Annotated in this window: 16 protein-coding genes; 8 read left to right on the forward strand and 8 right to left on the reverse strand. The window is 61.5% G+C overall.

The features are described from left to right. Positions 1-75: 75 nt before the first annotated feature. On the reverse strand, positions 76-726 hold the full coding sequence (locus AC07T0_RS05555) for a DUF1826 domain-containing protein (protein ID WP_495000216.1): 651 nt from the start codon (positions 724-726) through the stop codon (positions 76-78). Then, positions 726-1,934, reverse strand: coding sequence for a zinc metallochaperone GTPase ZigA (gene zigA, locus AC07T0_RS05560; protein WP_495000217.1), 1,209 nt, complete (start codon positions 1,932-1,934; stop codon positions 726-728). The genes AC07T0_RS05555 and zigA overlap by 1 nt, the downstream gene beginning before the upstream one ends. 202 nt (positions 1,935-2,136) lie before the next feature. On the opposite strand from zigA, the gene AC07T0_RS05565 reads away from it, so the two are divergent. Beyond that, positions 2,137-2,517 carry a glutamine synthetase gene (locus AC07T0_RS05565; protein WP_495000303.1) on the forward strand — a complete coding sequence of 127 codons (381 nt, stop codon included), beginning with the start codon at positions 2,137-2,139 and terminating at the stop codon, positions 2,515-2,517. Between the two features lie 159 nt (positions 2,518-2,676). On the opposite strand, the gene AC07T0_RS05570 is transcribed toward AC07T0_RS05565, so the two are convergent. Continuing rightward, complete coding sequence (locus AC07T0_RS05570; protein ID WP_495000218.1) at positions 2,677-3,915, reverse strand: N-acetylmuramoyl-L-alanine amidase; 1,239 nt, start codon at positions 3,913-3,915, stop codon at positions 2,677-2,679. A 127-nt stretch (positions 3,916-4,042) separates the two neighbouring features. On the opposite strand from AC07T0_RS05570, the gene folE2 reads away from it, so the two are divergent. Genes folE2 through AC07T0_RS05590 form a run of 4 tightly spaced genes read left to right on the forward strand, consistent with a single transcriptional unit; the run spans position 4,043 to position 7,372 of the window. Further along, positions 4,043-4,939 (forward strand): GTP cyclohydrolase FolE2, encoded by an 897-nt coding sequence (gene folE2, locus AC07T0_RS05575; RefSeq protein WP_495000219.1) that lies wholly within the window; start codon positions 4,043-4,045, stop codon positions 4,937-4,939. Beyond that, entirely contained in the window at positions 4,936-5,604 is a 669-nt protein-coding gene (locus AC07T0_RS05580; protein ID WP_495000220.1) for a metal ABC transporter ATP-binding protein, read from the forward strand. The genes folE2 and AC07T0_RS05580 overlap by 4 nt, the downstream gene beginning before the upstream one ends. A gap of 2 nt (positions 5,605-5,606) precedes the next feature. Beyond that, entirely contained in the window at positions 5,607-6,473 is an 867-nt protein-coding gene (locus AC07T0_RS05585; RefSeq protein WP_495000304.1) for a metal ABC transporter permease, read from the forward strand. An 11-nt stretch (positions 6,474-6,484) separates the two neighbouring features. After that, the gene (locus AC07T0_RS05590; protein WP_495000221.1) at positions 6,485-7,372 is read left to right on the forward strand and encodes a metal ABC transporter substrate-binding protein; all 888 of its coding nucleotides are present in this window, start codon (positions 6,485-6,487) and stop codon (positions 7,370-7,372) included. A 159-nt stretch (positions 7,373-7,531) separates the two neighbouring features. Here the strand turns inward: AC07T0_RS05590 and AC07T0_RS05595 are convergent, their stop codons facing one another. Continuing rightward, positions 7,532-8,047, reverse strand: a complete 516-nt coding sequence (locus AC07T0_RS05595) for a DUF3617 domain-containing protein (RefSeq protein WP_495000222.1) — start codon at positions 8,045-8,047, stop codon at positions 7,532-7,534. Positions 8,048-8,177: 130 nt separating this feature from the next. Between AC07T0_RS05595 and cls the strand changes: the two genes are divergently transcribed. Both cls and AC07T0_RS05605 read left to right on the forward strand, forming a co-directional pair. After that, positions 8,178-9,617, forward strand: a complete 1,440-nt coding sequence (gene cls / locus AC07T0_RS05600) for a cardiolipin synthase (protein WP_495000223.1) — start codon at positions 8,178-8,180, stop codon at positions 9,615-9,617. 123 nt (positions 9,618-9,740) lie between these two features. Further along, entirely contained in the window at positions 9,741-10,202 is a 462-nt protein-coding gene (locus AC07T0_RS05605; protein ID WP_495000224.1) for a hypothetical protein, read from the forward strand. Here AC07T0_RS05605 and cfaB read toward each other — a convergent pair. The 4 genes from cfaB to bufA2 form a co-directional block, all read right to left on the reverse strand. Further along, entirely contained in the window at positions 10,193-11,377 is a 1,185-nt protein-coding gene (gene cfaB / locus AC07T0_RS05610; RefSeq protein WP_495000225.1) for a C17 cyclopropane fatty acid synthase CfaB, read from the reverse strand. The genes AC07T0_RS05605 and cfaB overlap by 10 nt on opposite strands. A 127-nt stretch (positions 11,378-11,504) precedes the next feature. Then, positions 11,505-12,296, reverse strand: coding sequence for an HvfC/BufC family peptide modification chaperone (locus AC07T0_RS05615; RefSeq protein WP_495000226.1), 792 nt, complete (start codon positions 12,294-12,296; stop codon positions 11,505-11,507). Beyond that, complete coding sequence (gene bufB, locus AC07T0_RS05620) at positions 12,287-13,132, reverse strand: MNIO family bufferin maturase (protein WP_495000227.1); 846 nt, start codon at positions 13,130-13,132, stop codon at positions 12,287-12,289. Before bufB ends, AC07T0_RS05615 begins: the two co-directional genes overlap by 10 nt. 70 nt (positions 13,133-13,202) lie before the next feature. Then, the gene (gene bufA2 / locus AC07T0_RS05625) at positions 13,203-13,454 is read right to left on the reverse strand and encodes a BufA2 family periplasmic bufferin-type metallophore (protein WP_495000228.1); all 252 of its coding nucleotides are present in this window, start codon (positions 13,452-13,454) and stop codon (positions 13,203-13,205) included. A gap of 687 nt (positions 13,455-14,141) precedes the next feature. Between bufA2 and AC07T0_RS05630 the strand changes: the two genes are divergently transcribed. Next, entirely contained in the window at positions 14,142-14,480 is a 339-nt protein-coding gene (locus AC07T0_RS05630) for a hypothetical protein (protein WP_495000229.1), read from the forward strand. Positions 14,481-14,512 lie beyond the last annotated feature (32 nt).

Genomic DNA, 14,512 nt, shown 5'->3' on the forward strand with positions numbered 1-14,512 from the left:
TTCTTCGCGGGCAAGCTCCGCTCCCACAGGGGTTTTGTGGTGTTTACCAGGATGAGTAACTCCTGAGAGTCCGGATCAGGCCAACCAATCCAGGGTCAGGATCAACCGCCGTTCGCCCTCCGGCACCGGCGGCGAACGGTGCACCAGGCCAAAACCTTCATTGCCGTGCCAGCGCTCGCCCTTGAGCAGAGCCACGGCTCCGCTCTCCACCTGCTGGATCAGCGCTGGCTCGCCCGGCTCCGCCGTCGCATTGCCCAGCAGCCGACGATCAATCGCCCCTTCCGCCAGCCACTGGCTACCCACCCCCGCATAGGTGGTGATCAAGCGCACCGGCACATGATCGACGTGAAAACGCGGACACATCGCTTTATCCAGCACCCGCAAACGCAGGCCGATCCGCCGTGCGCCAAGCAGACAGGCATAAGCGCTGACCAGCCAGGACACATCGCTCAAGAACCCTTCATAGCCCTCAAGATCGCTAAACCCCGAGGCCAGGCCGTGCAGATTCGGCCGTGCCTCGTCATCCGGCATTTCCAGGCTCAGGGACTCGGCCAACGGCTCGTCCAATGACAACAGCAAGGTCGCGAAATCGGCAATATGCCCCGGCAACCGACGCTGCCAGACCGCCAGGTTGACCCCCTCGTCGAGAATCTCGCCCAGCACCGTCGGCGCCTCGCCCTGCACCTGCCGAATCGTCGGCCAGGCCTTCCAACTTGGCGCCAGCATCAGGCGGCCTCCTCTTCATGCCAGGGACCGAACGGATCGGGCAACGCGCTCCAACCCTCGACCCCCAGGGCCATTTCCTCATCGCTCAACAGGCAGTTATCCAGCCGCACAGTCATCTGGGCGAAGTCGATGTTCTGCCCGATAAACACCAGTTCCTGGCGGCAATCGCCGGTTTCCGCCATCCAGTGCCCCATGATCGCCGTGACGCTTTCCGGATCCTGCGGCCACTGCGGTTTCGGCACAAAACGCCACCAGCGCCCGGCAAAACCATGACGCATCAAGCCGCCGGCCTGGGACCAACTACCGGCCTCCTGATACTTGCTGGCCAGCCAGAAAAAGCCCTTGGAACGCAGCAGCTTGCCGTTCACCCAGGGCCGGTTGATAAAGTCGAAAAAACGCTCGGGATGAAACGGCCGCCGCGCCCGGTACGCCGTGGAAGCAATGCCGTACTCCTCGGTTTCCGGCACATGCTCGCCACGCAGCTCCTGCAACCAGCCCGGCGCCTGGGCCGCGCGCTCGAAGTCGAAACGCCCGGTGTCGAGAATCTTCGCCAGCGGGATCTGGCCCATCACCATGGGCATGATTTCCGCCTGGGCGTTCAGGCGCTGCAGTATCGCCATCAACTCCTGGCGTTCGCTGCTGCTGATCAGGTCGATCTTGCTGATCAGGATCACATCGGCAAACTCGATCTGCTCGATCAACAGGTCGGTGATCGAGCGCTCATCCTCTTCACCCAGGGTTTCGCCACGGGAGGCGAGGCTTTCGGCGGCCTGGTAATCGAGCAGGAAGTTCATGCCGTCGACCACCGTGACCATGGTGTCGAGCCGGGCGACATCCGCCAGGCTCTGGCCGTTTTCATCGCGGAAGGTAAAGGTCTCGGCCACCGGCAGCGGCTCGGAGATGCCGGTGGATTCGATCAACAGGTAATCGAAACGACCGTCGCGGGCCAGCTTGCCAACCTCCTCCAGCAAGTCTTCGCGCAAGGTGCAGCAGATGCAGCCGTTGCTCATCTCGACGAGCTTTTCCTCGGCGCGGTTGAGGCTGACGTCGCGCTGGACTTCGCTGCCGTCGATATTGATCTCGCTCATGTCATTGACGATCACGGCCACCCGCAGGTTTTCGCGATTGCGCAGTACGTAATTGAGCAGGGTGCTTTTGCCGGCGCCGAGAAAGCCAGACAACACGGTCACGGGTAGACGTTGGGGCATGGGGATATTCCTCATCAGGTCGGCCGGGTCAAAGCGCCCGTTTAGGGCGTTCGCGCAACGCTTCACGCTCTCTGGCTTCGATGCACATCGGATCCGGGATTTATCTAATGTTATATTATAACAATGCAAATAATCCAATCCTCGCTTGCTCGCCACGACGAAGGGCGCAATGCTGGCGTTGACCCTGTTGCCGAGAATGTCGATGCGTGCTGCCCTGAACTATCTGCTGCCGATTCTGTTGCTGGTGGCGGCGAACGCCCAGGCCCAAGTGCCGGCCACTCCCCAGACGAGCTGTACCCGCAGCGCCAACCTGCTGGCGTGCAAGGATGCGCTGGGCAATGCCTACGGTGTCGCCACCGAGGGCAAGACGATTTACCTGCAGGGGTTTGAAGTGATCGGCAAGCGCCACTGGGCGCAGACCAGCAGCCGCTATGGGCAGTTGACGTTCTTCACCGGGATAGCCTCGGACGGTGAGGCCTGGGTCGGTTACAGCCGGCGGGTGGGCTGGACCACCCAGAACCGTTTTTCCAGTTCAGGCGGGTTGAGCAAGAAGTTTGTCTGCGATCGGATGGTGGGGTGCTAGCCCCCTAGGAGTGACGCCCCCAATTTGTAGGGGCCGGCTTGCTGGCGATGAGGCCGGCAAGTCTTGCATCGACTATTCGACCGCCATCGCCGGCAAGCCAGCTCCTACAGGGGTAACGGTCATCCAGAAACCCCGCGTCCAGCGAGCGTCAGCAGGGGGCTATACCAACCCTTCCTTCATCTGCTGCTGCCAGGCGATATAGCTGTCCGCCGGCGGGTTTTTCTCGAAGTAGCGCTTCAAGCCCTCGAACAAACCATCGGCAATCGCCTGCTGGTGCCGCGCCGTGACCAGCCGCTGGCTGTCGCGGGCATTGGAGATAAAGCCGGTTTCCACCAGGATCGAGGGCACGTCCGGCGACTTCAGCACCGCGAACCCCGCCTGCTCCACGCGCTTCTGGTGCAAGGTGGTGATGCCTTCCAGGCTGCCCAGCACGCTGTGCCCCAGTTGCAGGCTGGAAGCAATGGTGGCGTTCATCGACATGTCGAGAATCACCCCGGCCAGCATCGGGTCCTTGTCCTTGAGATTGAGCAGGCTCTGCGCGCCCAACAGGTCGGCACCGTTTTCGCGCTGGGCCATGAACCGCGCCGTGGTCGACGTCGCGCCACCTTCGGACAGAGCGAACACCGAAGCCCCCGAAGCAGTGATACGCGGCGCGGCATCGGCATGCACCGAGATAAACATGTCGGCGTTGTTCTTACGGGAGAACTCCACCCGCTTGCGCAGGGGCACGAAGAAGTCATCGTTGCGCACCAGACGCACATCGAAACCCTTCTCACGCTTGAGGCGCTTGGCCAACAATCGGCCAATGGACAACACCACATCTTTCTCGCGCTCGCCCTTCGAACCCAGCGCGCCCGGATCCTTGCCGCCATGGCCTGGGTCGACCACCACCATGATGTCGCGCTTGGGGTGGGCCTTGCCGCTCGCCTCCTCATGCCGCACCGGCGGTGGCGGGGCAACGACCGGTGCCGCCGCCAGGGCCGCCGGCGCCACGACGGCGCTGCCATGACGGGTCAGGTCGAGCACCAGCCGATGCCCCTGCGCTCCCTCGGGTGGCAACAGGAAGCTGTTGAGCTGAACCGGGCTGGCCAGGTCGAGGACGATCCGCGTATCGCCCTGGCCGAAATGCCCGGAACGGATCGAACGGATCACCGTGTTGCCCAGCGCCAATTGTCGGAAATCTCCGGTGAACTTGGCACCGCTCAGGTCGATGATCAGCCGCTCGGGCGAGGTCAGGGAAAAGGTCTTGTATTGAATCGGACCACTGAGGTCCAGCACCAGCCGCAGCTTGTTGCCGTCGCGCCACAGCCGCGCATTCTGGATCTGTGCCGCCGACAAGCCGAACGGCAGAACCACCGTGCCGGCCAATAAAAAGTTGAGCAACTGACGTCTATGCATAACAGGTACCGCGGATAAGGGAGCGTCCATGCTCGTTGTCGCTGTGTAAAGCCCCAGCAAAAAAGGCATCGTCGACTGAATGGTTATAATATAACATGTCGTTTTATTTCCGACGATGGACCTGCTCATGAATGCGTTGACGCTGCCGGATATCGCCGCGCAGTCATCCCGGCAAGCCTTGCCCCTCGAGTGGGTGGGCATGTGCGGCATTGCCCTTCCGGTCTCGATTGACGGCCACCGCCTCAGCGCCAAAGCCGATGCGGGTGTCAGCCTCGACGATGGCGAAGCGCGAGGCATTCATATGTCACGTCTGTACCTGGCCCTGGAACGACTGGAACAGGAAGACCTGACGCCCGCGCTGATCCGAGAAGTGCTGCAGCAGTTTCTCGACAGCCACGACGGCCTTTCCAGCAACGCCTACCTACGCATCCATAGCGATCTGCTGCTCAAACGCCCGGCGTTGGTCAGTCCGCTGGCCGGCTGGAAAACCTATCCAGTCAGTGTCTTGGCCGAACTGAAAAACGGAGTGTTCCACGTGGAACTAAAAATTGATGTGACCTACTCATCAACCTGCCCGTGCTCGGCCGCCCTCGCCCGGCAGTTGATCCAACAGCAATTCATCACCGATTTCGCCGACAAGCCCCTGGAGCACAGTGACATCCTCAGCTGGCTCGGTGGACCGCAAGGCGTCGTCGCCACACCTCACAGTCAGCGCAGCATTGCACAATTGCAGATTCACCTGGATGAAAAAACGTATCACTTTCCCTTCGAGGCCCTGATCAACGAAGCCGAGGCCGCGGTCGGCACCGCCGTGCAGACCGCGGTGAAACGCGTGGACGAACAGGCCTTCGCCCTCGCCAACGGCCAGAACCTGATGTTCTGCGAAGACGCGGCACGCCGCCTCAACCTGGCGCTCAAGCGCTCGGAGGCGGTCAGCGGTTTCCACTTGCGGGTGGTCCACGCCGAAAGCCTGCACGCCCATGACGCCGTGGCCGAAAGCCGCTGGAACTGGAGGCAGGCATGATCCGCTGCCAAGGCCTGCGCTGGGGCGCTCCGGGCCAGCCGCTCACCCCCGCCGTGGATTTCGAACTCGCCGCCGGCAGCCTGACCGCCGTGATCGGGGCCAACGGCACCGGCAAAAGCAGCTTGTTGAAAGTCATCGCCGGGCTGCAAAAACCCCTGGCCGGCAAAGTGACCCTGGATGTTCCACGGCGCGGCAGCCTGTCGTTCCTGCCGCAGCAACAGCATCTCGACCGACAGTTCCCCATCAGTCTGCAAGAGCTGGTGGCCGCCGGGTTCTGGGGCATCAAGCAAACCCCACAGCAACGCAGTGAACGGCTGCAAGCCGTGCTCGAAGACTGGTGCCTCGCCGGCCTCGAACAGCGCCCGCTGATGGCCCTGTCCGGTGGCGAATTGCAGCGCGCCTTGCTGGCGCGGATGAGCCTGGCCGCGGCACCGATCCTGCTGCTCGACGAACCTCACGCCGCCCTCGACGAGGATGGCCAGGCCCTGCTGTGGAAACATATCCACGCCTGGCACGCGGCGGGTCGCACGCTGGTGGTGGTCTGCCATGACCTGGCCGCCGTGCGCCAACACATTCCCAGCGCCTTGCAGATCAAGAGTAGCGGTTGCGTCCTGGCGCCCAGCACCGAGCTGATCCGCCAACAACCCATTACGCAGGTAGCCTGATGTTGATATTCGCCAGCCACCTGTTGCAACCGTTCCAGGATTTCGTGTTCATGCGCCGGGCGTTAATCGGTGGCCTGGTCCTGGCCTGCAGCACCGCGCCGCTCGGGGTGTTCCTGATCCTGCGGCGCATGAGCCTGATCGGTGACGCGGTGGCCCACGGCATACTGCCGGGAGCCGCCCTGGGCTTCTGGATCGCCGGCCTCAGCCTGCCGGCCCTGACCCTCGGCGGCCTCGGCGCCGGCATGAGCATGGCCGGGCTCTCGGCCTGGATCACCCGCCGTACCGGCCTGCGCGAAGACGCCAGCCTGGCGGCGATCTACCCGATCTCCCTGGCCAGCGGCGTGCTGATCCTCGGCATCGCCGGCAAGCGCCTGGACCTGCTGCACCTGCTGTTCGGCTCGGCCCTGGCGGTGGACGGCCCGACACTGACCGGCATGCTCTGGGTCTGCGGCATCAGCCTGGTGTTGATGGCAATCATCTATCGCCCACTGCTGCTGGACACCCTCGATCCGCTGTTCCTGCAGACCGTCAGCCGCCTCGGCCCCCTCGCCCACGGGGTGTTCCTGACCCTGGTGGTGTTGAACCTGGTGATCGGTTTCCAAGCCATCGGCGCGCTGATGGTGGTCGGTCTGATGATGCTGCCGGCAATCGCCTCGCGTTTCTGGAGCCGCAACCTGCCGGTGCTGATGCTGATTGCCGCAGTGATCGGCTGTGTCTCGGTCACCCTCGGTTTGTTGCTGTCGTTCTACTACTCGCTGCCCAGCGGCCCGGCCATTGTGCTGGTGGCTGGCGGCTTCTACCTGCTGTCCGTGGTCTTCGGTCCGGTGCACGGCTTGCTGCGCCGCCCGCCCTTGCCAACATCCCAATGAGGTGTCACCCGATGCGCGCTTTACTTGTGCTGTTCAGCTCCGTGCTGGCCTTGTCACTGAACCTGTCCGCCGCCCAGGCCGCGGACAAACTCCCGGTGGTCGCCAGTTTCAGTATTCTGCGCGACATCACTCAGCAGATCGGCGGTGATCATATCGAGGTGACCGGCATGGTCGGCCCCGACGCCGACGCCCACACCTATGAGCCGACACCGGATGACGCCAAGGCCCTGCTCAACGCCAAGCTGATCGTCAAGAACGGCCTGGGCTTCGAACCCTGGCTCGACCGCCTGGTGACCAGCACCGAGACCAAGGCCCCGGTGGTCACCGCCAGCAAGGGTGTGATTTCCCACACCATGGTCGACGACGGCGAAACCATTCCCGACCCGCACGCCTGGCACAACCTGGCCAACGCCGAGTTGTATGTGAACAACATCACCAAAGCACTGATCAAGGTCGACCCGGCGAACAAGGACGACTACACCCGTAATAGCCAGGCCTACCTGAAAGAGATCTACCGCCTGTTGGCCGAAGCCAAGATCAAGCTCGGCAATCTGCCGGCCGGCAACCGTCGCATCGTCACCTCCCATGACGCCTTCGGTTACCTGGGCCAGGCCTATGGCATCCAGTTCATGGCGCCACAGGGCCTGTCCACCGAACGCGAACCGTCCGCCGCCGAAGTCGCCACGCTGATCACCCAGATCCGCAAGGACAAGGTCAAGGCCGTGTTCATGGAAAACATCAAGGACGCCCGCCTGCTCCAGCAGATTGCCGACGAAAGCGGCGCGCAGATCGGCGGCACCCTGTATTCCGACGCCCTCGCCGCCGAAGGTCCGGCCAGCACCTTTACCGGTCTGTTCGAATACAACATGAACACCCTGCACGCGGCGCTGAGCAAATAACCGCGAGGCTACCCTTGTCGATGCTCGGTCCTGTAGGAGCCAGCTTGCTGGCGATGAACGTCGCCACACCGCGCTCAGTCTGACGCCCCGCGTTATCGTTGGTGACCATCACCAGCAAGCTGGCTCCTACAAGGTTTTGTAGCGTTTTTGCCACGTGTATCAGGTGCGCGGTTTCACCGTCCCGCAATCCTGCCCCATCCACACCGCCCGGGTTTCCATGCTGCCGTTCTGCTGAATGCCGGTGGCATTGAAGGTGCCGCTGACCTTGGTGCTGAACTCGCGGTCACTGACAAAATGCGCCACGCCAGCGCCCTGGGCCTTCGGACAACTGAAACGGAACTTCCAATCCGGCCCGTTGCGCTCGGTGACCTGCTGCTGGCAACCCGATTGCGGGTCGGTCAGCGGAATCGATTCGGAGGCCACCTGTTGCGGCGTCAGGCACACCCGTACGCCCTCGCCCCCCAGGTTGATCCCTTGCTTCTCCAGCGCCGCGCGCTGCTCCGGGGTGGTGTTCTGTTTCAGCACGCCCATAAGCATGCCGACATCCAGTTGTTGGTTCTCGACCTGCACATTACTGGAGGTCAGTTCCCACAAACCCGGTTGCAGCACCTGCGCCTGGGCAAAGGGAATCATTGAGCCAAGGACAAGGGCCAGGCCCGGCAGACGAAGGTTCATCAAGTAGCTCCTAGAGAGTGGTCCGTCTTAGACGTCAGAATCATGCTGGGGTTGCGTCAAGAATTAAATAGCGACAATAACGGTGGAACATGGTCTGTTAGAGATCGAAAACGCCTGAGCAGGATCGCCCATGGATTATTTTGGCCCACACTTTTTCGCCTACCTGATTGCCCTGATTCATTCCCTAGGCCTGATCGCCGCCATCCATGCCGTGTTGACCGTGCGCACCGCCCAGGGCGCGATCGCCTGGGCCCTGTCGCTGATGTTCATCCCGTACCTGACGCTGATTCCCTATCTGGTCTTCGGACGCAGTACCTTCGATGCCTACATCAAGGCCCGGCGTCAGGCCAACGTGGAAATGCGCAAGGCCATCGCCGACCTCAACTGGCGGCCCTGGGTCGAAGAAGCCTTGGCCGCCCGCAACTCCCAGGCCTACGCCTCACTGCGGGCCATGCCGAAACTGGGACGCATGCCCTGCCTGGCGAATAACCAAGTGCAGTTGCTGATCAACGGCGAAGCAACCTTCGAGGCAATCTTCCAGGCCATCGACCAGGCCCGGGAAGCGGTGCTGGTGCAGTTTTTCATTATCCACGACGACCCGCTCGGCCGGCGACTGCAACAAAAGCTCCTGGAAAAGGCCGCCGAAGGCGTGGCGGTCTATGTGTTGTACGACCGGATCGGCAGCCACGCCCTGCCCCACGGGTATGTCGATATCTTGCGCGAGGGCGGTGTGCAGATCCGTGCATTCGCCACCCGCAGTGGCTGGCTGAACCGCTTTCAGGTGAATTTCCGCAATCATCGCAAGGTGGTGGTGGTCGATGGCCTGGTCGGCTTCGTCGGCGGGCATAACGTCGGCGATGAATACCTCGGGGCCACGCCGCCCCTGTCGCCCTGGCGCGATACCCATGTGCAGGTCAGCGGTCCGGTGGTCGCCTGCTTGCAGGAATCGTTCGCCGAAGACTGGTTCTGGGCCTCACGCAAATTGCCGCCGCTGATCCTCCCGGAGTCCTACCCGGACGACGGCGTACTCTGCCAGTTGCTCGCCAGCGGCCCGGCCGATCCGGTGGAGACCTGTTCGCTGTTCTTCGTCGAAGCCATTCATGCGGCGCGGGAACGGGTCTGGATCACCAGTCCCTACTTCATCCCCGACGAAGCCGTGTTCGCCGCCTTGCGCCTGGCGGTGCTGCGCGGCGTGGATGTGCGCCTGCTGCTGCCCTCACGGCCGGACCACCGCATTGTCTACGCCGCCTCCAGCCTCTATGCCTTCGAAGCGGTGCGTGCCGGTGTGCGGGTGTTCCGCTACCGTCCCGGCTTCCTGCATCAGAAGGTGGTGCTGGTGGACAACGAAATCAGCGCGATCGGCAGCGCGAACCTGGACAACCGCTCGTTCCGGCTGAATTTCGAAGTGATGTTGCTGACCGTGGACGAAGCCTTCGCCCGGAAAGTCGAACAGATGCTCGAACAGGACTTTGCCCTGGCCCATGAGGTGGCCAAGGACGAAAGCCGGAAAACCCATCGTTTGCAACAGATCGGCATGCGGGTCGCGCGGTTGATTTCACCGATTCTCTAGGCGGGCCTGAAGGATAAGTTCCAAAGGTTTGCAGGATCGGTCTGAAACCCTCGCACCGCCCTGTGGAGGATAGGAGGGTTCTTCTAAGCTGGGTGTTTCCCAGACGACCGGAAGGCCATAACGATGAAATTCACCTTCATGGGGCTGCTCTTGAGCATTGGCGCCGCCCAGGCGAGCGCGGCGCCGTCGCTCAACGTCGAGTTCGGCAAGCCCAGCTACATTCACCACCTGACCTACGAGGTGCTGTACAAGGATAAACCCTTCAAGGAGGCGACGTTGTATTACTACGACAACGGCCTCTACAAGATCGTCTCGCCCGGGGAAGAACACTACGGGGTCTATGTCGTCAAAGGCCAGTTCAGCGACGCGCAATACGCCATCAGCTACATCTCACTGCCGTCCAGCGACTGGTATGGCAATGTCGCCCTGCATGATCTGGCCTTCGACAAGGACACCGGGGTGTTCCAGCAACAGGCGCACCTGCCGTCGGACCAGAACATTGCCCCCCAGCACGGTAGCTACCGCCTGGAGAGCAATGGGTTGGCCGACCCGTTGCCCATCAAATGGCAAACACCTCAACGATAAAGATCGTCGCGGGTCCAGGGCAGGTTGTGGCTGCCGTCGGCGAAGGCCTTCACCGCCAGGATCTGGTGCAGGTTGATCCAGCCTTTTTCGAAGGCGTAGGCGCAACCGGCCAGGTACAGCCGCCAGATCCGCAGGGCCTGTTCCGGCACCTCGCGCCCCGCCGCCGCCAGGTTGTTTTCCAGGCGTTGACTCCACTGGTCCAAGGTGCGCGCGTAGTGCAGGCGCAAGCTCTCGACGTCGACCACTTCCAGGCCGGCCTCGCTGATTTGCGCGGTAATCATCGACACATGCGGCAACTCGCCATTGGGGAACACATAACGATCGATGAAGTCGCCAGCACCGCGTCCCACCGGACGCCCGTCGGTGTGTTTGGCGGTAATGCCATGGTTCATCACCAGGCCGCCTTCGCGCACGGCGCCAAACAGGATCTCGCAGTACTGCTTGAGGTTGGCATGGCCGACATGTTCGAACATGCCGACGCTGACCACCTTGTCGAAGCGACCGTCCTGGGGCAGGTCACGGTAATCGAGCAGTTGCAGGTCGACCTTGTCCTGCAGGCCCTCGGCGGCGACACGCTGCTTCGCCAGCGCCAGCTGTTCCTTGCTCAGGGTGATACCGAACACCTTGACCCCGAACTCCCGCGCCGCATAGCGCGCCAGCCCGCCCCAACCGCAGCCGACATCCAGCAGGTACTCGCCGGGCTGCAGGCGCAGCTTGCGGCACAGATGGCGGAATTTGGCTTGCTGGGCTTCCTCGAGGGTCGCGTCGGCGCTTTCGAAGTAGGCACAGGAATAGACCATCTCGCGGTCCAGCCAGAGCTGGTAGAAGGCGTTGGAAAGGTCGTAATGGTAGGAAATCGAAGCGGCGTCGGTTTCCTTGTCGTGGGCCAGACGCGCCGGCGGGTTGTCCCCTTCATCCTCCAGCAAGGCCTGACTCAGTTCGTCGCAGACCCGCACGACTTCACGGATCGACCCTTCAAGTTCCAGCTTGCCTTCAACAAAGGCACTGCCCAGCAAGTCCAGCGTGGGATGAGTGAATTGCGCGACCAGTTGTGGGTCCTTCACAATGATCGTGACACTGGGCGTTGGCCCGAGATTGATTTCGTGGCCGTCCCAGAGTCTCAGGCGAAGCGGTAGCTGAAGATTCTGTAAGGCCGGTGGAAGTTGCGCGAGCATGAATTATCCCCCTTGTTTCAGACGTCTGAATTAAGGGTAGCGCATTCACGGGAACTGTCAGCCTATCGAGATAATAGACTCGATCTATGGATTTTGCCCGCCAGCGCTGCCGCGGGAAATGGCGGCGTCAAAGCGTGCGGACTTGAGAGACCAGGCCGTCGTTCACCCATTGTTTGAGCCAACTGACCGCTTGCAAGGGCGCACCCTCTCCCAGACTGACCGCCAGCTCGGCGCACAGTTCGGCGAAACTCCAACCGGCCTGCAGCATGCCACCCAGGGCCAGGGCTTCTGCTGGCTCAAGGCTGCGGTACTGGCAGACCAGGCCGGCACGCCAGACCAGGCAAACCTGGGGCTGTTCCAGTTCGAGACTGTCAGGGAATTGCGCCTCGGCCTTGACCGCCCGCCACATCGCCAGGCTGTTGAAGCGGCCGTCGAGCCATTGGACGCTGGGCAGCAGTGCCAAGCGCAGCTGCGGCCAGGCTTCGGCCGGCAAGGTGGCCATGCTCTCCAGGGTCAGAGGCTCACCCGGCAAGGCATCGAACGCCAGGGTAAAGGCCCATTCCAGGCGAATCAGTTCCGCCAGAGGCGCGCCTTGAGCCGGTACCAGATGGCGCAGGACAAAAGCTTCAAAGCCGGCTCCCAGCCAGCGCAGGCTGTAATGCGACGAGGGGCATTCACGCAGGTAGGCGGCGGTCAGCGCATCAAACTCTTCATCACCCAGCCAGTGCCAGACCGTCGGGAAGTCGCTGCGCAGGGCTTCCTGCAAACGGGCGCGGTAGGCGTTGTGGTAGATGGCCAGACCCGTTTCGACATCCAGGGTCGGCCCACCGATCAGGCTGGCACCCAATGGCGCGTCGGCGCTGGCATCGTCCCCCAGCAGGTAGCGCTCAAAGGCCAGTTGCCAGTCGTTCAGGCGCATAGCGACCTCCGGCCCAGGGCCGCGCGGCCCAACTCGCGGGCCTTGTCCAACTCGTCCACCAGCTCGGCCAGCGGCGGGAAGTGATCGTCGCGCTCCAGCAAGGTCGCCACCGGGCCCAAGTGTTCAAGGGTCCGCTGATACAGCTCCCAGACCGGATCACAGACCGGATGATCATGGGTGTCGATCACGTAGTCGCCATAGTCGGCATGTCCGGCCAGGTGCAACTGGCGGATCTTCTGTGCCGGCAGGCCGCGGATAAAGGTCCAGGGGTCGAAACCGTGATTGCGCCCACTGACATAGACATTGTTCACGTCCAGCAGCAGCTCGCAGTCGCTCAGGCGGCTCAGGGCTTCGAGAAACTCCCACTCGGAAAATTCATCATCCGCGGCGCGCACGTAACTGGAAACATTTTCCAGCACCAGCGGCTGTTGCAGCACGTCCTGCACCTGACGGACACGACTTGCAACGTAATACAGGCTTTCTTCGGTGTAAGGCAGCGGCAGCAGGTCATGCAACTGATGAGCGTTGCCGCGGCTCCAGCACAAATGGTCGGAAATCCACGCGGGATTGACCCGCCCGGCCAATTGCTTGAGTTGTTTGAGGTACTGCATATCCAGCTCATGGGGCCCGCCGATGGACAGCGACACGCCATGCATCACCAGCGGATAACGCTCGGCGATGGCATCCAGGTAATACAGCGCCTTGCCGCCCTGGACCAGGTAGTTCTCGGAAACGATCTCGAACCAGTCCACCGCGGGCGACTGCTCGAGGATTTCCTGGTGATAGTGACTGCGCAAACCCAGGCCATAACCCAGGCAGGGACGGGAAACGGACATACTGGACTCCTCGCTGAGGTGTCCGCAGCGGCATCGGGGGCCGGCCGCTGCGGGTGCACTCGGTCGCCGCTTATTCGCCGACTTTGCCGCCGGCTTTGTCACAAGCCGACTTGGTCATGGCCTTGAAGCCCATGCCTTTGCAGGAGCCCATGCCTTTGCAGGCGTGGTCCTTGGTCTTGCAGTCATTCTGGCCTTTGCAGGCGTTGACGCCATAGCAGTGAACCTGGGCATCGGCGGCCGACGCCTGGGTAACGACACCGGCAAACAGAGTGGCGGCGGCGAGAGCGAGTGCGGCACCAGCAGCGACGGTTTTGATCGACATGATTGTTATCCTCAGAGTGCGTTAGGGGTATCGGTCCGAACGGAATGTTCAGTCTCGACATGGCACTAGAGAGCGGTCGCCGCCGGCCGTTACAGGTCCTTGCAATTTTTTTTGAAAATAATCTTCGTCACCCCCTCCCCCTCGTCGCCCGACAGCTCCTGTCAGGGATGGCCTGCTGAAGTATTGCGTTACTCCATAACATAAGTTTCCTGACACTGAATAATGGAGCAATGCTTGACCGCTGTCACCCGTCTATTAACTAACCCAACAATATGGAAAGCACTGACATTGATTTATCTGATATCCCACTATTCGAAACAACCAGAAAAATTACCATCCGCTAACAAGGCGCTCATGTAACAAAATTCAACATCTGCGTGACTTGATTGGTGTCCTGGCAATGACTAACATCCCACTGACATCAAATAGCCCTGCTGGTTCATTAAAAACTTCGTAAGTTCCAGTATTGAAAAGCGTCTGCCAACGGTTGCGCACTGCGCCTAACCCATTGAATAGACGGCTCGATAGCCTGAAAACCTTATGTATCCCCGTGCGCTTCAAACGGCACGGGGCCAGATAACTTATAACTATATGCCTCACCCTTAAAACACTTGATCCCCCTTGTGCGCGCCGCCGACTAATAACATGCCCAACACTCGGCGCGCACACTTGAGCGACGGAGCCGCCATGAGCCATACCTTGAGTGAATACCATTACTTTCAACGTCCATTGGGGACGGTCCCGGGTGCTGAAACTTCCAGTTGCCTGACCATCAATCAAGCGGGTTCGCCCCTGGGCCTGAGTAATCTGCTGGACTTGATCAGTCACGAAATCAGCCGGGAAAACAATCAACAGATTCACCGGCTCACCTTCAAAAGCGGCCAGACACTTTGCATAAAGGCCGACTCGCAGCTGATCACCATCCGAGGACGACGGATCAATTTCCACGCCGACCCGGCGTATCCCTACACCACCTTTCTGGAAGATCCGGCCCGCGTCGGCAACAGTAAAACGCGCTCCAGGTGACCCTGTGCCTTGACGACCTATCGACGCATGAT

It is taken from the genome of Pseudomonas sp. GW821-FHT04D07 (assembly GCF_059420225.1).